The sequence below is a fragment of the Seonamhaeicola sp. NFXS20 genome (assembly GCF_049132085.1).
Taxonomy (GTDB): domain Bacteria; phylum Bacteroidota; class Bacteroidia; order Flavobacteriales; family Flavobacteriaceae; genus Seonamhaeicola.
In genome coordinates, this window is record NZ_JAFMPU010000004.1 from 263,959 (window position 1) to 286,131 (window position 22,173).

Annotated in this window: 10 protein-coding genes and 1 pseudogene; all 11 read right to left on the reverse strand. The window is 30.1% G+C overall.

Annotated elements, in window-relative coordinates:
* Window positions 1–89: 89 nt before the first annotated feature.
* Window positions 90–2,504, reverse strand: a complete 2,415-nt coding sequence (locus J1D01_RS08670; RefSeq protein ID WP_421150552.1) for a glycoside hydrolase family 2 protein — start codon at window positions 2,502–2,504, stop codon at window positions 90–92.
* A 3-nt stretch (window positions 2,505–2,507) separates the two neighbouring features.
* Entirely contained in the window at window positions 2,508–3,677 is a 1,170-nt protein-coding gene (locus J1D01_RS08675; protein ID WP_421150553.1) for a glycoside hydrolase family 88 protein, read from the reverse strand.
* A 123-nt stretch (window positions 3,678–3,800) separates the two neighbouring features.
* Window positions 3,801–5,303, reverse strand: coding sequence for a RagB/SusD family nutrient uptake outer membrane protein (locus tag J1D01_RS08680; protein WP_421150554.1), 1,503 nt, complete (start codon window positions 5,301–5,303; stop codon window positions 3,801–3,803).
* A 13-nt stretch (window positions 5,304–5,316) separates the two neighbouring features.
* Window positions 5,317–8,352, reverse strand: a complete 3,036-nt coding sequence (locus tag J1D01_RS08685) for a SusC/RagA family TonB-linked outer membrane protein (RefSeq protein ID WP_421150555.1) — start codon at window positions 8,350–8,352, stop codon at window positions 5,317–5,319.
* Window positions 8,353–8,385: 33 nt separating this feature from the next.
* Entirely contained in the window at window positions 8,386–10,593 is a 2,208-nt protein-coding gene (locus J1D01_RS08690; protein WP_421150556.1) for a DUF2334 domain-containing protein, read from the reverse strand.
* 201 nt (window positions 10,594–10,794) lie between these two features.
* Window positions 10,795–11,841 carry a T9SS type A sorting domain-containing protein gene (locus J1D01_RS08695; protein WP_421150557.1) on the reverse strand — a complete coding sequence of 349 codons (1,047 nt, stop codon included), beginning with the start codon at window positions 11,839–11,841 and terminating at the stop codon, window positions 10,795–10,797.
* Window positions 11,842–12,193: 352 nt separating this feature from the next.
* On the reverse strand, window positions 12,194–16,309 hold the full coding sequence (locus tag J1D01_RS08700) for a hybrid sensor histidine kinase/response regulator transcription factor (RefSeq protein ID WP_421150558.1): 4,116 nt from the start codon (window positions 16,307–16,309) through the stop codon (window positions 12,194–12,196).
* Between the two features lie 118 nt (window positions 16,310–16,427).
* Window positions 16,428–17,864 (reverse strand): sialate O-acetylesterase, encoded by a 1,437-nt coding sequence (locus tag J1D01_RS08705; RefSeq protein WP_421150559.1) that lies wholly within the window; start codon window positions 17,862–17,864, stop codon window positions 16,428–16,430.
* A 396-nt stretch (window positions 17,865–18,260) separates the two neighbouring features.
* Window positions 18,261–18,365 (reverse strand): annotated as a pseudogene (locus J1D01_RS08710) (two-component regulator propeller domain-containing protein); the annotation flags it as partial.
* A gap of 132 nt (window positions 18,366–18,497) precedes the next feature.
* Window positions 18,498–19,639 (reverse strand): IS3 family transposase gene (locus J1D01_RS08715; RefSeq protein ID WP_421150560.1). Its coding sequence is split into 2 segments (ribosomal slippage): window positions 18,498–19,378 and window positions 19,378–19,639, totalling 1,143 coding nucleotides; the frame shifts between segments, so codons are not numbered across the junction.
* A 618-nt stretch (window positions 19,640–20,257) separates the two neighbouring features.
* Window positions 20,258–21,322: an endonuclease gene (locus tag J1D01_RS08720; protein ID WP_421150561.1), complete on the reverse strand. Its 1,065-nt coding sequence runs from the start codon at window positions 21,320–21,322 to the stop codon at window positions 20,258–20,260.
* Window positions 21,323–22,173 lie beyond the last annotated feature (851 nt).

Genomic DNA, 22,173 nt, shown 5'->3' on the forward strand with positions numbered 1-22,173 from the left:
AAAAATTAAACCCTCGATAAATTTTGTTTACACACTTTACGAGATAGTGTCGATTAAATCTTAACTATTACAAGTAATACCATTTTAATTTACTCAATTGTTAAATAGGTTCCTTTAAAACTCTGGTTTAACACCATAATTTGTAAGGACTCTTCTTTTTCAAATCTTTTTACTTCTATTGAAGCTTTACCATTGGACATTTCTATAATTTCACTTCCTGTAGGAGTACCCTGACTCACAATAGCTTCGCCTCCACTTAAACATTGAAAATATACTCTGTTTTCATAATCGAGACATCTAAGTCCATTTTTATCAATAGCTGTTGCTGTAATTAAATAGTTTCCATTATCTAAATTTTCATAACTGAGTTCTAAAGCCCTTGCTTTACCATTTTTTTTATACCTATAATTTATCTTTAATTCGTCTTGTACAAAAGTACCATCAATGTTTTCTCCTTTTGAAACAAGTGTATTTATCCCTTCTTTAAAATAAACCTCCCAATTTAATCCTGAAGCAGGAAACTGTTTTGTATCTCGTTTTTTAACCCCTAAACTTTTTCCGTTTAAAAACAGTTCTACTTCTGGACAATTACTATAAACACTAATATTTCGTGGTTTGCCCTTAGGTCCTTGACGCTCTGTCCAGGTATGGGATTCTATATAAGTAAATGGTTCTCTGCTCCAATAACTTTTAAACACATAAAAAGCATCTTTAGGGTTGCCTGCTCTATCTACCAGTCCTTTTTGATTCATGTACGGGATAGCATTTTCTGGTCGCAAGGGTGTGCCAAAGTCTTTAAATGCCCATTGTACATTACCTACAAAAGTGGAATCGTTTTCTGAAATTCGAAGGTGCCAATCGAACAAATCAACTATATAATTTTCACTCCAATCTCCTATTTGTGCAATATTGGCTACATCGGTTTGTACTATGGCTTCTTCCCAACCGTCGGATTTTATTTTACCTTCACCAGTAATAGGATTCTCTGTATGCCTACCTAAATGGCTAGAGCCACCGTATTCAGCATGTAAAAAATGAGGATACTGCTTTTTATAAGTATTAATTGCTTTTTGGTAGCTTTTATAACTTCCTGAATACCACCCAGACCATATAGATGGCGAAAACACATCAACAATATCAGCGCCTTCGTAATATTTTCTAATGGCTGTTTTTCTTGAAGGGTCTAGTTTATGAGCATAATCATTCAACTCCTTTAAGTACTTATTAATCTGCTCTCTATCATCGCCATTTTCAAAATCTGGCAACCAATAAATTTCGTTTCCTAAAGACCAAATAATAATACTGGGGTGGTTATAATTTTGGTTTATTATTTCTCCTAGCATATTTTTGGTGTTTGCTCTCCAAGTGTCATTTCCTACTCCACCTCTACACCATGGTAATTCATCCCAAACCAATAAGCCTAATTCATCACAAGCTTTATAAACCTCTGGGTCTTGCGGATAATGAGCTAACCTTACAAAATTAGCGCCCATATCTTTTATAAGTTCCATATCTGCTCTGTGTTGTTCATTACTCATAGCTGCACCTACCCCCGCATGCTCTTCATGGCGATGAGTTCCTCTTAACAACAAGCGTTTACCGTTTAAATAAAACGCTCCGTAATCTTTAAATTCAAACCACCTAAAACCTACACGTTCTTCTATTTCGTCTTTTATTATCTGGTCTTGAATTAGCTGAAGTTTTAATGTATATAAATTTGGAGTATCTGGGTGCCAAAGTTTAGGGTTTTGAATATTCTTAAATTTAATTGTAAATGTTTCTTCAGATATTTCTACAAGTGATGAAACAACTGAGTTTCCGTCACTATCCAATAAGGATGCTTTTACCTGTAAATTTAGGTCATCATTAAAATTATTAATTTTTACTGTTGCTAATAATTCTGCATTTTCATTTGATACTTGTGGGGTGGTTATCATTAAGTTAGATAAATGCTCTTTAGGAAGCGTTTCTAACCAAACATCTCTTGTTATACCTCCAAAAATAAAAAAATCACTTTTTTGTGAAGGTATTACTTCGGGATTATAACTATTATCTACCCGAACTAAAATTTCATTTTCGCCTTCATGAATAACATTGGTAATATCAATAGAAAAACCTATATAGCCACCAACATGGCCTCCTACTTTTTTACCGTTAACATAAACTTCGCTTTCTATATTAACACCTTCAAAGCTTAGTTTATAAAGTTGATTCTCAACTTTAGGTATTGAAAAGTTTTTTTTATACCAACTAGCATTACGCCTGTACCCTGGTGTTATATCTGTTGCGTCTAATGAGTTCCAAGTATGTGGCAAATCTATTTTTTCCCAATTTTTTTGTTGTAATGCTTCTTCTATTTCTTCGGTGTTGTTTTCTAGATAAAACCAATTTGAATTTATATTGGTTTTTGTTCTTAGGGAAACTTCAGAAATGTTCGATTCACATGAGCAGTAAAAAAGAATTATAATAATGTAAATTACGAAATTTATTTTTTTTTGTTTCATAAATTAAATTGAATTAAGCCTTAGTAAAGTTTCTAAAAAATAATAATCGGCATAAACAATTGGCTGATCTATTTCATCATTTTTGGGCCAATTACCAGTACTATGATTTAAAATAAATGGAACTTTTAAATTAGAGTTCAAAATATACTCTTTTGATTTTAACGTCTGTATTACCTTTTTACTATAATTTAAGTATTCTCTATTTTTTGTATACTTATATAATTCAACAAGTGCAGAAGAGGTTATAGTTGCCGCAGAAACATCTCGTGGCTCATTTGGTATGTTTGACGCATCAAAATCCCAAAATGGGATTGCATCCTTTGGCAGGTTTTTATGATGAAGATAAAAATATGCAGTTGCTTTTGCTTGTTCTAAATAATTAATATTTTTAGTATAACGATATGCCATGGTAAAACCGTAAATTGCCCATGCCTGACCTCTTGCCCATGAAGAGTTATTATTATAACCTTGGTGTGTAACTTTCATTCTCACTGCTCCATTTTTAGGGTTATAATCAACAACATGAAACGTACTAGCATTTTCTCTAAAGTGGTTTTTTAAAGTTGTATTTGCATGTTTTACAGCTATTTTATGATAAAGACTATCTCCTGTAATTTTTGTAGCCTCAAACAATAATTCTAAATTCATCATATTATCTATAATGACAGGAAAACTCCAAGTCTCTTTATTAAAATCCCATGATCTAATGGAGTTAACACTATCATTAAATCTTGTTATTAATGTTTTAGCACTTTTAACAATAACATCTTTATACTTATTGTTTTTAGTTATTTGATACCCTTGTCCATAACTACATAAAATTTTAAAGCCCATATCATGAGTGCCCTTGTTATTCTTTTCTTTTTCCATTAAAGGCGTCCAATTAACTGCTTTTTTCATAAATTCTTTATTATTAGTCAGCTTGTAAAGCTGCCATAAATTCCCTACAAAAAAACCACTAGTCCAATCTTTTGATGATACTTTAACAATATGCTCTGGGTTAAGTGAAGCACTTCTAGGAAATCCTAAAGAATCTTGCGGATAACTTAACAAATATTTATATCTAGATTCTAATAAGGCATTAATTTCTTCTAAATCTGAAGATATATTATTTGATTTTTTACAACTTAAACAAAACAGAAAACACCCTACTAACAATAATACTTTACGCACAAAAATTTATTTTAAGGAATAACAATATTCCCTTCAAACATTAATTTTTAAATTTCTTTATTAATATTTGAATCTGTTTGAAGGGAATTCTAAACTAAAACTCTATTATTTATTAATTACATACTAATATCCAGGATTTTGAAGACTAGGATCTAAACCAGAATCGAATTCAGCCTGTGGTATTGGGTAATATTGTTTGTACGATTGATAACCTAATGATGCTCTCTCATCATTACCTAAAACCTCATCCATAATACCCCAACGTAAAATATTAAAACGCCTTTTAAGCTCAAAAGCTAATTCAAAACTCCACTCTTGTTGTATAATATCTCTTAACTCATCTTTAGTAAGTCCCTCTTCTGGTATTTCGTCAGCATGGGCTCTTCTTCTTAATATGTTAATAGCCTCAATAGCCTCTTCTGTTGGTCCATTTACTTCATTTTCAGCTTCTGCTTTAATTAAATAGGCTTCTGCAAATCTGAATATAGGTAATCCTAAAGAAGTTCTTCTTGCATTTTCTGTTATATCTTCTCTGTTAAAGTCTTGAAATTTTTGAACAGCTGGTACAGGTCCATAATTTCTGTTTCTACTAAAACTTGTGTAATTAGTTGTTCCTGTTTCTTGAACAAAGTTTATAACAAAAGTACCCTCTTTACGGTCATCATTATCATCAAAAGAGTTCATTAATTTTTCTGAGGCACTAAAAAGATACCACCCCCCATTGGAAATGCCTCCACCAGTTGGACGATGTTGAATACTTAGTTGACCATCAACTTCTGCCATTTGAATGGATAAAATGCTCTCTTCTTGATTTTTATTAGCGATTAAGAATAAATCGGAAAAATTTGATTTTAGTTGATAAACACCAGAGTCTATAACCTCTTGAGCTTTGTTTAAACCTAGTTCCCATTTTGAGGTATCATTTACAGGATAGCCTGCCATACTAATGTACATTTTTGCCAAAAGTATTTTTGCAGCTCCTTGTGTAGGCCTACCATCATCGTTATAGTCATCTCCTGTCCAATTAAGAGGTAAATCGTTTTGAGCTTCTTCCAGATCTGAAATAATAAAATTATAAACTTCTTCTTCAGAAACTCTAACAACAACCTCGTCTGGGTTTACAACTTCTGTTGGAGTATCTCTTATTATTGCAGGCCCATAAAGGCGTACTAAATAAGAATACATCCAAGCTCTATAAAATTTACCTGCAGCAACATATGGCTTTGCCCAATCTTCATCATTTGGCAAATATGTAATTAATGCATTGGCTTGATTAATAATTTTATAACACGTATTATATACATTTGTTATATACTGATTACTATTAACATATTCATAATGATCTATAGAATACCTATCTCCAGAAGTGTATCTTGTGGTTCCTTCGTCACTAGAGGTCTCTGCTAAAAAGATTATTGATCTATTCCCAAAATCTGAAGATGCTAAATTATTACTTATCCCTCCTAAAATTAAATTTGCATCTTCTGCTGATTGCGGGAAGTTTGAAGGGGACAAAAGGCTTTCTGGATTTTCTTCAAGAAAGTCTTGACATCCAAAAACACTTATAAAAAGAGTATATATACTTAATACTCTTAATTTATTTTTATGTTGATTAAATATTTTCATTTTGCTATGTTTTTTAAAAAGTTAAATTTAAACCAACTACATATTGGCTTACACCTGGATACGAACCAGAATCATACCCTATAGATACATTTTGCTGAAATGTATCACTTTGACCGAAAGAATTAACTTCAGGATCATATCCTGAATAATCTGTAATTACAATAGCATCTATTGCGGACACATATAATCTTAGTCCATTTAAACCTAGTTTCTTTAGGGTTTCCTCTGGAAAATTATAACCAAGCGATATATTTTTAAATTTCACAAAAGATGCATCTTCTACATAATTGGAATTTGACACTGTTCCCAAAAGCCCATTAGTTGGTATATCACTATCCGGATTATCAACAGACCATCCTTCAAATTTTTCTTTGGTAAGTACTAATCCTTTATCAAACCTAACAACATCAAAGCCCATAGAACCTTGCACCACTATGTCTAAATCAAAATTCCCATAGCTAAAGTTATTTACTAAACCAAAAGTATAATCTGGCAAAGCATTGCCTATAATGGTTCTATCATCATCATCTATAGTTCCATCTGGGACACCATCTGGACCACTAATATCTTTGTACCTAACGGTTCCTAAAACAGCTCCTGGCTGGTTAATAGCCTCTATATCTTCATCTGTTTTAAAAATTCCATCTGCTACATAACCAAAAAAGTTACCTATGGGTTCTCCTACTCTTAAAACTCCTGTTGTTGAAAAACCAGAACCTCTTGAGCCACTTGGTGGTGCTAAAAATAAATCTGTATCTCCTCCTAAATCTACTACCTTGTTTTCTAGAAAACTAATATTACCTGAGGTTTCCCACTTAAATTTTTTATCAAATACTTTGGCTTTTAAGGTAAACTCATAACCTTGGTTTTCCATTTCACCAATATTTTGTATTTGACTACTTATTCCTGTGTAGGCTAATAGTCTTTTGGCAAACAATAAATCTGTTGTATTCTTCTTATAATAATCTGCTACTATTCCTATTCTACCATCAAATAAATCTAAATCTATACCTGCATCAAACTGTGCGGTTGTTTCCCATTTTAAATTTGGGTTTGCTACTCTATTTATTATAGCTCCGTTTACTAAATCTTCATCACCGTAAGAGTATCTTAATCCTGTATCATAAGACGCTAAAGATTGATACGGATTAATTGCTTGACTTCCTGTTTTACCATAACTAGTTCTAAATTTTAAGAAGCTTATGGTATTACTATCTGTTAAAAAAGGCTCTTCACTAACAACCCATGCAAAAGAACCTGCTGGGAAATACCCCCATTTATTATTCTCTGCAAATTTTGTAGACCCATCTGCTCTTGCAGAAAGGGAAAATAGATATTTATCTTTAAACCCATAGGTTAACCTTGAAAAGAATGATACCAATCCAAATGATATACTTTCTGATGTTGCCCCTGTAACTTCTTCTGCTAAACCTATATCATTATATCCTAAAGCTTCTGTTGAAAAACCTTGTGCTGTAATACTAGACCTAAACCTTTTGTCTTCAAGCACTTCATGCCCCAATAGTAGAGAAACATTATGGTTATCTCCAAAGGTATTTTTATATGTTAATGTATTTTTTATTTGCCAAGTATTGCGCTCTAAGTTATCTAAAAATGCTTCTCCCCTATTTAATGACCTTAGTAATATTTTACTGGTATAACGCCTATTATTGTAGGTACGGTTACTAAAATTAACTGCAAAATCATGGGTGATATTTTTTGAAATTTTCCATTGCGTTGAAAACACGTTTCGTATAAAATCTGTTTCGTATAAATCGAATAAATTATTAATTGAAGCTACAGGGTTATCTCTTACAAAAGTGGTATTTAATGGTCCATTGTAAGAGCCATCCTCAGCATAAACTGGAATAATGGGAGAAAACAAAGCTGCGTTAATAGTTACCGGCCCACCTAACGACCCATACCCTTCATTAGTTTTAACTTGATTAGACTTTGTTTTAAAGAAAGTAAAATTATTTCTAATTGTGAGCTTATCTGAAGCTTTGAAACTTAGATTTGTTCTTCCTGATAATTTATTGTAATTAGATTTTTTAATAACCCCTTCTTGGTCTAAATAATCAACAGACATAAAACCTCTTAAGTTATTTGAACCTCCTCTTACTGAAACATGATAATTTTGGTACAAAGCCTCTTGAAAAATTTCATCTTGCCAATCTGTTCCTTTACCACTTAAAATTGGATTTTCAACACCCGTTACGTCATCAGGGAAATCGAAATTTGGATCGTCTATAAGTACTTGTATATGCTCTTCTGCTGTTAAAAGATCTAGTCTCTTTCTAACCCTTTGTATTCCTGTAGTACCTAAAACTTCTACTGAAAGTTTTCCTGATGTACCTTGTTTGGTAGTTACAATGATAACACCATTTGCTCCTTGAGAACCATAAATGGATGTTGCAGATGCATCCTTTAATATTTGCATTGATTCAATATCATTGGGGTTTAAAGACTCAAAATCTCCACCAATAACACCATCAATAACAAGTAAAGGATCGTTATTTCCGTTAATGGAATTATCTCCTCTAATTCTAATCTTCAATGCTGCACCTGGTTCTGTATTTGTACTGGAAACATTAACACCAGACACTCTACCTGTTAACATTTGCTCCATACGCGGAGTTTGCCCTGTCCCCATATCTTTTACATCAACAACCGCAACTGAACTAGTTAAATCTTTCTTTAAACTACTTCCGTAACCTATTACAACTACTTCATCTAGTTTTGCTAAATCTTCAACTAATACAACATCAATCTTATTTTTACTTCCAATTGTTATTCTTTGTGTTACATAACCTAAATAACTAAACACCAAAACAGCATTTTTTTTATTAATTGTTATCGTATATTTTCCATCAAAATCAGTTACAACACCGTTTGTTGTATCTTCAAGAAGTACATTTACTCCTGGTACTGGCTGTAAATCCTTAGAAATCACAGTACCTGTTACTGTTTTTTGTGCATTTAAGTAACCAATACAAAAAAGCAGTAGTAGTTGAATAAAAATATAAACTTTAGTTTTTTTAGTTTTCATATATTTAGTTTTAATTGGTTTTGTTTTTTTAGCTTAATTTATAATTTCATAATATTCATGTGGTAATACAAAAATCACTTCTTGTTTCTTTAAAAAGTTAATCACTCGGTCAAATTCTAAAAAACTGTTTTCATCCCACCTTCCTGGATGCCCCTGTAAGACTAAATATGGAGTTTTATTATTTTGAAATGCCGTTAAAAAACTATTATAACTAACCACACCTGTTGCTGATTCCAGCTGGTTTTTGGTTCCTCTTTTTAGTATTAAACCAGAATAAGAATTATTACGACCATAGAGCCATACTTTTATATCCTTACTTTCTTCAATAACTTTAAAGAAACTGTCATCGGTTTGATTAAAGGGAGCCCCAAAAGTTTTCATTGTAATTCCTAACTCAGACTTAGCTAATGCCATACTTTTTTCAAAGCATTCTTTTTGAAATTCATAAGAAGTACCACTATATTCACTCTTATTATTGTAATATGGTGGATAATTTTTCCTTTTATGATTCCAACCATGATTCCATATTTCAAAAAACTCACTGTCATGCCATTGCTTGAGAGAATCTTTATAACTTTGTGATGCCTTTGGGAGGTCTTCTGCAATCAAACCCAGAGCAGCTTTTATTTTATAACGACGAATAGTATTTACAAGCTCTTGCCAATTTTTATTGTATGAATGATTTGTATTAGCTCTTAAATCATCCATTTTAAGAATTACATATTTTTTTGAAGGTTTAAAAACTATTTTATTTTTAGTTGATTTAGTTTCTTTTGAAGCTTGTATTACTTTTATAAAATCTACATAGAGTGCACTTGGAAAATTTTCTTTACCAGAATCTAATTGGATATTTATTCTTTTAATGCTAGACTTATTTACATTATTGTCTAAAAAAGCCTCTTCTGGGTATGTAAACTCTAAATCTGTCCATTTATTCAATCCAGCAGGAATTACTCTTGTTACTCGCCCTCTAGACCCGTTGGTAGCATTTGTACCATCATGTAAGTCAAACCTTAGCTTAAAACTTTTTAAACTTTTTACTCTCACAACAATTTTAGCATTATTAGAAAAATCTAAAGGTTTAGGGAACCTATACATAATGGGGCTGTAAGGAGGCAGGGTAGCTTCTGGTTTCATTTCTAATTTAACCTCTCCTTCTTTAGGTACAGATAGGTTAATGTTTTTGGTTAATGTTGATCCTAAAAATTTAGATTTTTCACTTTTAAAATCATCATTATATACTACTGTACTATCATTATTAAACTTTGATTGGGCATGTCTTACATTACTACTATAAAGTTCACCTTCGGGGTTTCTAGTATTATTCCATACGTATGTATCGGTAGTACCAAAATTAGCCTGAACAATTTTCCCTATTTTGCTGTTCATGTTAAAAATATTATCATAAATTCTATTTTTATACCCAGACAAAACAGTGTACCTATATGTAATTGCAATAGCTTTTTCTATGTTTGAATTTCCTTTTGTATCAAAAACATTTTCTCTAATAATATTGTTAACACCTTTAACACTTATAAATGAGTTTGCAGAATTATGGCCAGAAATACCTAAACCGTTAAATAAATTATTTTGAATAATAGATTCTTGAGTCCCTTCTTTTATATCTATAGCTTCTGCCCTTACATTAGGACCAATCTCACAATTCTGTACAATTGTATTATTACAACTTGGATTGTATTTTTTCCAAGCTTTTCTATCTGTTCCTATATAAATTCCTTCTCCAAAACCAGCGTTTAAATTACCTGTATCAAATATTTTACAACTATCAATTATTGTATGGTTTGAGCCATCTCTTATGTGTATTGCTTCATTACCTATTTTATAAATTCTACAATTAATTACCTTATTATTATTTGCTTTATCAAATACTAATCCTTTTTGACCAACTGATAAATCTAAACCATCAATAACCCAATGGTTACCAGAGATTCTCAGTATTGCACCTCTATTAACATCAAATCCCTTTAGTTTAACTACACCTGCTTTTTCTTTCTTTTTAATGACTATAGGGCTATTTTCTGTACCATTAGAATTTGAATAATAATATGCCCCGTTTTTTAACAATTTACCTACATAAACTCCTGAGTTTATTATTATTTCATCTCCAGCTTTAACTTTACTAAGAGCTAATAGAATATCTTCTGTAGAGTCACAATTATAAACATGTGCATTTGTAAAAATAGAACTTAATAGTAATAAAAAACTTAATATAAATTTCATAATAATATAACCATTACACTTGATTAAACGTTGATGAGCCAAACTTAAATGAATAGAAGCTTTTAAAAATTCGTGTTTAGGGGGTAAATTGTACAAACCCTTTAAAATTGAGACTAAACAAATATTTTAAAACATCATTAAATTTAACATTTCATCATTTTAAATGATAAACTAACTTTTATAAAAAGGATACACTAAGCTTTATTGAACTATCAATCTTTTAGTAACAGTTTTATTATTATCTACAACTTTTATCACATAAGCACCTGAAGCAATATGTTCTAAATTAATTGTATTTGAAGAAGTTATTTTTTGATATAATACCTCCCCTAATAAACTATAAATGGTAATTTCCTTAAATTTTTCAATTTGAGATTTTATAGACAAAACTTTATTTCCTGATAATGGGTTTGGATAAATTTTCAAATGAGTTATTTCAGAATTTGATGTATTTAATAAAGATTGTTTTGTGGCTGCAGTCCAAGTTTTTCCTACCCTTAACTCGTCAAATATTATTACGGGCGTATTTGTAGAATTATGCTGAAAAATTTGAATTCTATCTACATCTAAATCTCTTGAATCTGCATCGGTAAGTGTTGGTGTTGGTTCTGCTCCTCCCAAAGTTGGATTAATCCACATTTTTGCAGTAGTTCCGGTGTTTGTATCATCAAAATAAAGCACAATCATTAACTCTTGATCTGTATTATACACCGTTGTATCCCAAGTGATACCACTAGTACTATTAGTTTCATTAACCCCTAAATTATATCCTAAATTTCCTATATCTTTTCTTACAAACAAATGTGTAGCTCCAGAAATTGACCCACTAGTATTTTGTTTAGCAAAGCCAAAAACTCTTGCAGGAGATACGTCTACAGACGAAACATCTGTTACTTTAATTAAACAAGACATATAAATAGTTCCAAAACTACCTACTTGTGGAGTAAAATAAAATTCAGGATTTAAACCCGAAGCGCCAAACTCTATGGCATTACCTTGGGGAGTATCAATACCTGATAAAGTTGACCAAGAAGGAGAAGTAACGGTTAAAATATCACCTGCTCTAGGATCTGTGGTTCCCCAACTCCCTTGTCCTGTAGTGGCATTATCTTCAATCAGTTTAGAGTCTAAAACATAATCAAACCCCTCATAAGCAGGCAAAGTAGCAACTGTTTGACTATACCCAACCAACATGCCTAGAGACATTAAAAGGGAAATTTTTAGTTTTAAAAGTAATTTTAGTTTCATAATTATTTAGTTTTTAGTAGACACTAATTTTATACCTATAGTTGTTTAACAATGACATAAAATTAGAAACCTCTAAAGAAAAATAATTCTGAAATAGGTGTATAATAGTGCTAATTTCACAAAGAACTTGTTAATTAACCCATATACTAACTATAATTATGCTTTATTTTTCAACAAAAGCATAAATAAGCTTTAACTTAGGTAAATAATTAACAAGCTCAAGCTTATTATTATTATTACAAGAATAAATTCGATGAAATTGGTCTTATTTTTATAAAATTTCATAAGACTAAAGTAGTAATGAAGATAGAACTTATTGTTCTGTAATAGTACTCCAAAAGTCCATAATTATCTAAACATTAGTTTCAAAAAACTTATCACGGTATTCTGAAGGTGTTAATCCATATCTTTTTTGAAAAGATTTGCTAAAATATCTTGGATTCTTAAATCCTACTTTATAGCAAATTTCAGATATTTTAAACTTGTCTTGTTCTAATAATTGTGTAGCCTTCTTCATCCTAATTTGTAGAATAAATTCATTTGGTGTTACATTTGCCCATGCTTTTATTTTTTCAAATAAAACAGTTCTACTAACACCTAATTCAGAATAAAAAGCAGGTATATTAAACTGTTCATTGGAAATATTATCTTCAACAATTTTAAAAGCCTTTTTTAATAGTTTCTCATCTAATGATGAAAATGATATCTCATCTAAGGACGTATAATCATTACTAGTAAACTTATTTTTTAACCTATTATTAAACTCTAATATATTCTTTATTTTTAGCTTAAATTCCTTTACATTAAAAGGTTTACTTATGTATTCATCAGCTCCTAACTCTAAACCTTCTAACCTATAGATTAACGACGACCTTGAAGTTAATAATACAAATGGAATATGGCTTGTTTTTAAATTTTCTTTTATTTTTACACATAACTCTGTTCCTGACATAACAGGCATCATAACATCACTGATGATTAAATCTGGAACAATTTTTAATGCTTTTTTCATGGCATCTTCACCATTATCGGCTTCTTTAATATTATAATTTTCTTTTAACAAATTCTTTATAAAAGAACGTAATGGTTTATGGTCTTCAACAATTAGAATGATAGGTTTATCTTCTTTAATTTCTAAATGGTCTAGTGTATCATCTGGAAGTTTAAAATCTGATTGTTTTAATTGCGATTCATATAAACTAACATCATCACTCATTTTAAAATTTGATAAAATTTCCTCATCAGTAAGATGATGTCTTCCTAACTTTAATGACACTTTAAAAATAACTCCTCTGCTTTCTTTGTTTTTTACTTCAATTTGACCTTTGTGCAATTTCACTATATGTTTAGCAATGGCTAAACCAATGCCTGTACCATCTTTGTAATTATTTTGAGATTTTTGTTTTTTAGGCATTTCAAAAAAGCGGTCAAATATCTTGTCTAAATATTTTTCAGGAATTCCTACGCCGTTATCTTCTACTTCTATGTAAATGTTATCGTCATCTTTTTTTACATTTACCCTTATATCTCCACCTTTTGGAGTATATTTAAATGCATTGGAAATAAGGTTATAAAATACCGATTCTAACTTATCTCTATCGTAATAAACATTAATTTTATCGTATTCTGTATTAAAACTATAATCATACCCACCATTTTTTGCGTGCTCGGTGAATGAATAGTAAATTTCTTTCAGAAATTTTAAGATATTACCCTCTGCGGCCTCTAACTTAAAATGGTCTCCTTCAAGTTTTCTAAAATTCATTAACCTATTTATTAATTTAAATAAATGATTTGCACTACTTTCTACTGTTAGTAATTTTTTATACATTTTACTACTTCCGTCATAATTGGCAAGTATTTGTTGTAAGGGTCCTAAAATTAAAGTTAGTGGTGTTCTAAATTCATGGGAAATATTTGTAAAAAAATCTAATTTGGCTTTGGTTAATTCTTCTTTCCTCACATTCTCTATATGTTCTAGCTCTAATTTATGTTTTAATTTTGCCTTAGATTTAATAAACCTTAACAACATAAATAAGGTAGCTAAAATTAACAATGAATATATTGTGAACGCCCACCAAGTTCGCCATGGAGCTGGCTTAATGTTTATCTCTAAGATAGTAGGTTTATCATTCCATACTTTGCTGTTATTAGCTCCTTTTACTTCAAAAGTATAGGTTCCTGGTTTTTGTATTGTATAGGTAGCTTCTCTATTTGGTGTTGTTAACCATTTGTCTTGCACACCTATTAACCTATATGAATACAAATTATTATTTGGGTTAATAAAGTTTGGTATGGAAAAATTTACAGAAAAATTAGCATTGTCATGTGATAGTGTAATGCTTTTAGTAAAGGAAATATGTTTTTTTAAAATACCTTCATCTTGAATATTGACTGATTTATTTTCTATTTTAAAATCTGTAAGTATTACTTGAGGGCTAAATGTATTAAGATATATTTTTTCAGAATCAAAAAAAGAAATTCCGGATGGTCCTCCAAAATAAAATTTATTATTAGGCATTTTTAGAGCTGCATTGTCATTAAATTCATTATCTATTAAACCATCTGTTTGATTATAAATTATAGTTTTATTAGAGTTTTGATTAAATCTAGCAATTCCAGAATTTGAACTTATCCATAACAGTCCTTTTTCCTCATCTTCTAGTATGGCATGTATAGATTTTATCTCGGTTTTATTATCTTCACTAACTACCCTAATCTTTTTAAAAGACACTCCATTAAACTTATATAAGCCTTGAGATTTTGTTCCTACCCAAATATTACCTATATTATCCTCAAAAAGGGTTAGTATATCGTCTCCAGAGTTAATTTTAGGATTAAAAAAGAAATACTCTATCTCAAAAGAGTTTAAATGGTTATTAAACGTAATTAAGTTAAGCCCTTTTATAGTACCAACCCATATTCTTTTTTTACTATCATATAAAACTGTTCTTATTCCGTTACTTGTAATTGACTTATTTTCTTTCTCTTGAGCATTAAAAATTTGAAAAGATTTATCAATTGTATTATATCTTATTAAACCTTTTCCAAAAGCTCCAATTAGCAACGTGTTTGCTTTTTCTTTTTTTAAACAGTATATACTAGATTTCTCAATTATTTGTGTTAATTCTTTAGGAAAATAATCTGATATATATTTTCTAGTATTAATATCAAAAACAGATATTCCTTTTGCGAAAGTACCTACTAATAAATATGTATTATCTAAAACTAAAAGAGATTTCACATAATTTGTTAATTGTCCATCGTTAATCTCCCCTATCCTTTCATTAGATTGATTAAAAATTGTTATTCCCGCACCTTCAGTTCCAACATAAATATTGTCTTTAAAATCTTTTTCTATTGAACTCACAACCTTATAACTTAGTCTATGTTGTCCTTCCTTATCATTTATACTTCTAAAACTCAAATTATTCTCATCCCATAGACTTAAACCATCATAGTATGTTCCTACCCACACAGATCCCTTCTTATCTAAAAAAATAGATTTCACTTTATTTAAACTATCATCTTCTAAATATTGAAAATCACCGTTTGAATAAACTATATAAACCCCATTATTAGCACCCAACCAAACATTACCTTCTTTATCTAGAGTTAAAGCTCTAAAATCTACAGAAGTTATTCCTTTATTAAGTTTAGTTAACTTGTTACTATCTTTTTTAATAAGAAGCACTCCATTTTTTCTAGTTGCAACCCATATATTATTTTTTGTATCTTCTATAATATCTTGAATTATATAATTATTAAAGATTTCGGTGATATCTGTATAATACTTTTTAAATGAAAAGCTATTTTTATTTCTTTTTATTAATTTATACAAACCAGTTGATGTACCAATTAGCACACTACCATCACTAGTTCTTAAAATTTTAGTAATAAAATTATTTTTAATACTAATTGATTCTTTATCTAAGAAATTAACATTGATAAATTCATTCTTAATTTTATCGAAAATTGAAAGTCCATTTGTAGTACCAACCCATATTTCATTATCAATTTCATAAATAGACCAAACTCTATTACCAACAATAGAATTGGAGCTATTGTTACGAAAAAATCTAGCAAAAGTATTTTTTTCTGGGTTAAATTTGTTTAAACCATTATAAGTGCCTACCCAAATGTAACCTTCTTTGTCTTGAGTTATAGATAAAATATGATTACTACTAATAGACAATGAGTCATTTGCTATATTTCTATAAACTTTAAATTCACTACCATCAAATCTGTTTAATCCATCTCTGGTACCAAACCACATTTGCCCCATTCTGTCTTGATGAATAGCCATTACTGTACTTTGAGAAAGCCCCTGTTTTGTAGAAAAAGTTTTGAACTTATAATTTACATTTTGAGCGCTAACATTTGTAACAATAATTAAAGCTAAAACATTTAGGGTTAATAGAATTTTAAAACCTAAACCTAAAACAAGTCTTGTATTTTTATCTCTCATTTTTACAAATAAAACTAAAATGTAACTCACAAAGTTATTTAATCATGTTTTGACAAGCACAACATAAGGCTTCAAAGAACAAAATGGTTAAACTCTTAGACCTGTTATTTTACTGAATTTAATAGCTTACTTCCCATTGATCTGTTCTAAAAGGTGAAGCAGGTAATCCATAGGCATTAAACAAGGTTACCTCAAAACAATTCTCAAAACCATACCTTACTGCCTTTGGCGATTTTACTTTTTCACTAAACACCTTTAAAGTTCTTTCTTTTGTAATTATTACTTTAGCAGGGTAGAAAACCTTATCTTCTCCTGCAATATAAAACCCTTTTAATTGTTTTCCGTAGCTATTAAAACCATTACCTTTTGAGCTAGTAATACTATCAAAAAACAGTTCAATAGAATCTCCTTTGATTTCCATTGATTTATAAATAGGACTTTTATACTTAATAGTTTTAAAGTTATAATCTTTATTTAATGCTATATATGCCAACCTATTTGCTATTTGTTCTTTTCTTGATGGATGGATGTCATTGCAGTCTCCTACATCGGCTGTAACTACCATTTCTGAATTATTTATTTTTGATAGCGAAAGCAATTGTGCTTCTCTTAGTAAAGCTCCATTTGGCTTTTTTGTTCTATCTCTAGCACTATAATCATATGGTGCTATTTGTACATAATAAAATGGTATTTCAGTTTTTAGGCTCCATTTTTTTCTCCAAAACTTTACCATATTAGGAAATAATAGTTTGTACTTATCAGCGTGAAATCTATCAGACTCCCCTTGATACCATAAAAACCCTTTAATATTATACCCTAAAAAAGGATGAATCATTGCATTATATAATAATGTTGGAGTTCCTCTTTTTTCATTATCTCTTGATGGTAGTTTTTTAGGAAATTTTATAAAACTAAAACCTTTTAAGGCCTCTTTAGGCGACCATGCTTTTATTCCTGTTCCTCCCCAGCATGAACTAATAATACCAATGGGAATTTTAAGTGTCTTTTGCAATTTTTTAGCAAACAAATACCCTATTGCACTAAAGTTATCAATAGTATTTGGGTTTGCTTGTTCCCATTCCCCAACAACATCTTTTTCTGGAGTTACGCTAGCACTTCTTCTAACTCTAAAAAGCCTGATATTTTGATTTTTAGAATTTAAAATAAATTCATTATACCCCGAAACAGGTGAGTTTGAAAAACCTTTAATAGGCATTTCCATGTTTGATTGTCCTGAAGCAAACCAAACTTCACCTATTAAAACGTTATTTATTTTTGTCGTGGATGAGCCTTTAATAATTAAATCATATGAATTATAAGAAGCTTTAGGAGTTTTTATTTTAAATTTCCAATGGCCATTTTCATCAGATTTAGTTAATGATTTTTCTCCCCAACCAACTTCTATAGATATGGGTGTATTAGGCTTATCTACTCCCCATATAGCTACGCTATCATTTTGTTGTAATACCATGTTATCACTAAAAAATGCGGGCAATCTAACTTGCGAGAAACAAATAGCGTTCACGAAAAACACTAACAGGATTCTTAAATACATAATTAAATATTGTTTTATTTTAACAAATTAATGTTCAATAATTCATTAACTATAAAGCCTTCTATTTTAAAGCTTTGCAACTAAACTTAATTTTTCAAAAATAGAAATTAAATTAAATTAAATAATTCATAAATGGTGTACCAATTGTCTTTTTCAGAAGTTTCTCAAAAAAGTTAAAAATATTAATAGCCAAACAATTAACCACTAGTTTATAAACGCTTTTAATTCAAATTTGTCTATAGTTTTATATTAAAAAAAGCTTCTTACTCTGGTTTCTTTTTCAATATACCTGCAAACAATATAATAAAGTTTTATACAATCAATACTTTCAACCAATTTCATGTTCCAACTATAATATTTTAAGTTTTTGAATGCAATACCATACTAGTAACTTTCTCATAAAAACTCTATTATAATTCCATCAAATTGGTTAAGCCCATCCTCTGTTGCTAACCAAATAAACCCTTCGCCATCTTTTTGTATAGCATTTATTCTATTAGAAAATAATCCATCTGCATTCGTTAGATATTTACTTTTGAGCTAGAACAGGGATAGCATTAAGTTTTTTGTTTATATAAAAAGTAAACAAGAATTATACGTAGTTTCTTTATTAATTATAAATGTAGGCTTCCCTTAATTAGAACTGTTTAAATTTCTAATATTATCAAATTTATTATATTTAATAGGAATGGATCTAAATGGATTAGAATTAATTTCTGCATATTTTATTGGTGATAATTTTCCTAGTGCATCATGAGGTCTAAAATGATTGTAATCATCCATCCAAATTTTTGTTTGCTCTCTAACTTGTTCTAGGCTCTCAAAAATATATTTGTTCAAAACACCTCTTCTGTAGCTTCCATTGAAACGTTCTACAAAAGCATTTTGTGTTGGTTTTCCAGGTTGTATGTATTTAAACTCTATATCATACATTAAACTCCAATTGGCTGTTATTTTAGCTATAAATTCAGGGCCATTATCCATTCGTATTCGTTTGGGCTTTCCTCTTTTATTTATTAAATGATTGAGCACCCAAATAATACGGTTACTGGGTAAGGAATAATCTATTTCTATAAAAAGAACTTCTCGGTTATAATCATCAATGACGTTGAACCCTCTAAAACGTCTACTATTTTCTAAAACATCGGTTACAAAATCCATACTCCATGTATGATTTAACTCTTCAGGAACTTCTAAAGATTCTTTATCTCTTGCTGGCAAGCGTTTCTTTACTTTTCTGCGTAGTGGCAAGCCTAATGCTTTATAAACCCTATAAACACGTTTATGATTCCATGGTTTTCCTTCATTTCGTAAACGATCATAAGCTTTCCAAAACCCTTCTTCTGAATGTTGCTCTACTTTTTCTTTTAGAGCAACTTCAATCTCTGTGTCATCTTTTGGTAATGGTTTATAATAATACACACTCTTACTCATATTTAAAACGCGACACGCCCTACTAATACCGTAATGAATAAGTTCTTTTGCTATAATTCGTTTACGGTAGGGCTTTATAGCTTTTTTTCGATAATCTCTTTTGCCATTTGGTGATCTAAAGCTAGAGTCGCATACATTTGCTTGAGTTTGCGGTTTTCTTCTTCTAAGGCTTTTAAGCGCTTAAGCTCTTGTGAATTCATGCCTGCATAACGCTCGCGCCACTTATAAAAAGCGGATGAACTAACACCATGTTCGCGTGTGATATCGGATACGGACTTACCTAAATCAAACTCTTTTAAAATCTTTGAAATTTGGGTCGGACTAAATTTACTTTTTTTCATAATTACTGTTTAAAGTTAATACTTTTTTACTCTTTTAAACAGTTCTAATTAAGGGAAGCTTACATAAACAATTACAATAAACATAGTAAACTTGAGGGCTATTAATTTCAGAGCAATCATGATTTATAACTAGACCAATAACTCATATAAAAACACTTGAAATCAAACCTTCAACGTCTTATTTTTGTTAATAATTTCACTTGTCTACCCCTATTCAATTCCTTCAAAGTGCCAGGTTTTAGGACTCCCTGCATATTTTCATTGTGATATTTTATCAAATCAAGAAGCGTTTTATATTTCTCATCTTACGCGAAGGAATTCGAACCTATTTCTTTAGCCCTCATATTTACTGGGTTTCTCCTTGTTTATGCTTTTATTACTAACCGAATTACAGACCGATTTATAGTGTCTGGAATCATAGATTGTAAAGATAATCATTTAGTGCTAAATGATATCAAATAATTTTGAGAGGAGCTATCTTAACAACACTATCCCACAAAGTGTCTAAGATTCATTTATCTTTAGACTTCAAAATACCAAATATGGTATATTTAAAAACAGTGTAAGTCAATTTATTTACCTGTAACCATATTTCAGGACTAGACTTTATTAATGCTTTTATTTTTTAATGAACCTAAAAATATTTTCAGATTGATTAGATTTTAAATGTAGTATATAACTACCTGCATTTAGTATTGAAATATCAACTTTATTGGCTACAGTTGAATTAAGTAATACTCTACCACTATAATCTACAATTGTATATTGATAGTTATTTGTTTTATTAGATACTATATTTAAATAATTAGTAGAAATAGTTGGGTATATTGAAACAGATTCCTGATTATATAATTCTGGTAAAGCGAGTACTTGCCAACTATCTACTGCAGGTGTACCTCCCCAAATTAATGTAGCTATATAAGGGTTATCAATAAACGGATTTCTGTTGCCTTGGGCATGTGCAATTTCATTATTTCTTTGTATTTCATAATCAGAAACAGGGTCATCTTTATTCCATTGAAGAAAAACATCGGGCATATTAGAATGTGTACTGTTTGAGCTAAAAGCTACATCATTTGCTAAACATTGATTGGGGTAACGTACATACATATACATAATGATGCGTGCAATATCACCTTTCCATTCGTCGCCTGGATAAAAATAACCTTGTGCTGTTATGGTGGCGTTACCACTACCTGATGCATATACTCTGTTATTTCTTGAAGAATTCATTTGTGAATCTGAAGCGTGTAAATTATGTACATCTGTACCTGCACTGGGATAACTTGTGTCTAAACTTGGGTTTGCTAATGATTTTGCAAATACATGTTCTCTATTCCACAAACCTATACATGAGTTTGAGGTACAATTTAAGTCTTTACTTCGTGTTCTATCTGTTTTATAGGTATTATCTAAATCATCATAACCATAAACTAAAAGCACATTTTGGTTATCTGAAGGGTTTAAATCTGCTGTTTTAATAATATCCCAAGTATCTGTAGAAGTGCTTGTATATGGTAATTGGTTTGTATGTGTGGTTGTTATTAATGTACTTATTTGATTTTTAAGAGCATCATCTGTTTGAGAGAAATCTATATTATCGTAATAAGTGGGAATTTGAGCAATTACTGTTATTGAAAAAAATAATACTAAAATAGAACTATATAGCCTTAATAAACGCATAACTAAAAATAAGATTTGGGTGGAAGTAAAGTTAAGCAAATACTATAATTAAGGGGGATTTTCTCTTAAAAAAATAGGTTTTGTTTTTTATTGAGCGTTGGATGAAGCGATTGTATGGGTAGCGTTTTAAATAGTTGTTTGGTAAAACAGCATTTAAACAAGCTACTTATACAGGACTTTTAGCTAATAGCTTATTGCTTTTTTGAGCTCTCGACTGGGGCTAGAGACAAGGTGAATGAGAAAAAGCAATGTGCTATGGCGTATTACTAAACTTTTTTAAAATATTCAAAATCCTCATCATTTTTTATTTCTTTTTATAAGCCTTTTATGCCTTTCCTCTTTTACAGAATGCTATTAAAAACTTTTTCTCCTAATTTACTATTTTGCAATACCTTAATTAGGTATAAAATATTAATACTAAATCGTTTTTTCAAAAACATCCCAAAGTTGATTTGTTATGTCTTCTGTTTCTTTAATTTTGAACTAGCATTTTAAATTAATCCCTCCACGAGTCTAAATAAAAAAAGCAATTTTTATGTATTGAACAGACATAAGCTTCATTCAACTTTTATTGGGACACAATTCAACTAAAACTACAGAAACCTATACCCATGTAGCAAAAAGCAGTTTTTATTTTATAAAAACTCATTTGATTTGTAAGAAAAATAATTATATTTACTGAGATAAATATAATGTAGATAAACACAATTGTGTTTATTCAACTGTTGTGGTGCAATAGTTCATTTCGCAAGGACAATTTTTTCGGATTGTTACGAGAAGGTTAAGGAGTTTTCTTCTGATTAACTAAAGGGCGGACAAAGACTTTGTTAAAAAAGCCATATCCAGGTACT

What these genes read in the sequence shown, in the direction of transcription:
- J1D01_RS08670 (WP_421150552.1), bottom strand. Translation starts at nt 2,504, where the DNA reads ATGAAACAAAAAAAAATAAATTTCGTAATTTACATTATTATAATTCTT.
- J1D01_RS08680 (WP_421150554.1), bottom strand. Translation starts at nt 5,303, where the DNA reads ATGAAAATATTTAATCAACATAAAAATAAATTAAGAGTATTAAGTATA.
- J1D01_RS08685 (WP_421150555.1), bottom strand. Translation starts at nt 8,352, where the DNA reads ATGAAAACTAAAAAAACTAAAGTTTATATTTTTATTCAACTACTACTG.
- J1D01_RS08690 (WP_421150556.1), bottom strand. Translation starts at nt 10,593, where the DNA reads ATGAAATTTATATTAAGTTTTTTATTACTATTAAGTTCTATTTTTACA.
- J1D01_RS08695 (WP_421150557.1), bottom strand. Translation starts at nt 11,841, where the DNA reads ATGAAACTAAAATTACTTTTAAAACTAAAAATTTCCCTTTTAATGTCT.
- J1D01_RS08700 (WP_421150558.1), bottom strand. Translation starts at nt 16,309, where the DNA reads ATGAGAGATAAAAATACAAGACTTGTTTTAGGTTTAGGTTTTAAAATT.
- J1D01_RS08705 (WP_421150559.1), bottom strand. Translation starts at nt 17,864, where the DNA reads ATGTATTTAAGAATCCTGTTAGTGTTTTTCGTGAACGCTATTTGTTTC.
- J1D01_RS08720 (WP_421150561.1), bottom strand. Translation starts at nt 21,322, where the DNA reads ATGCGTTTATTAAGGCTATATAGTTCTATTTTAGTATTATTTTTTTCA.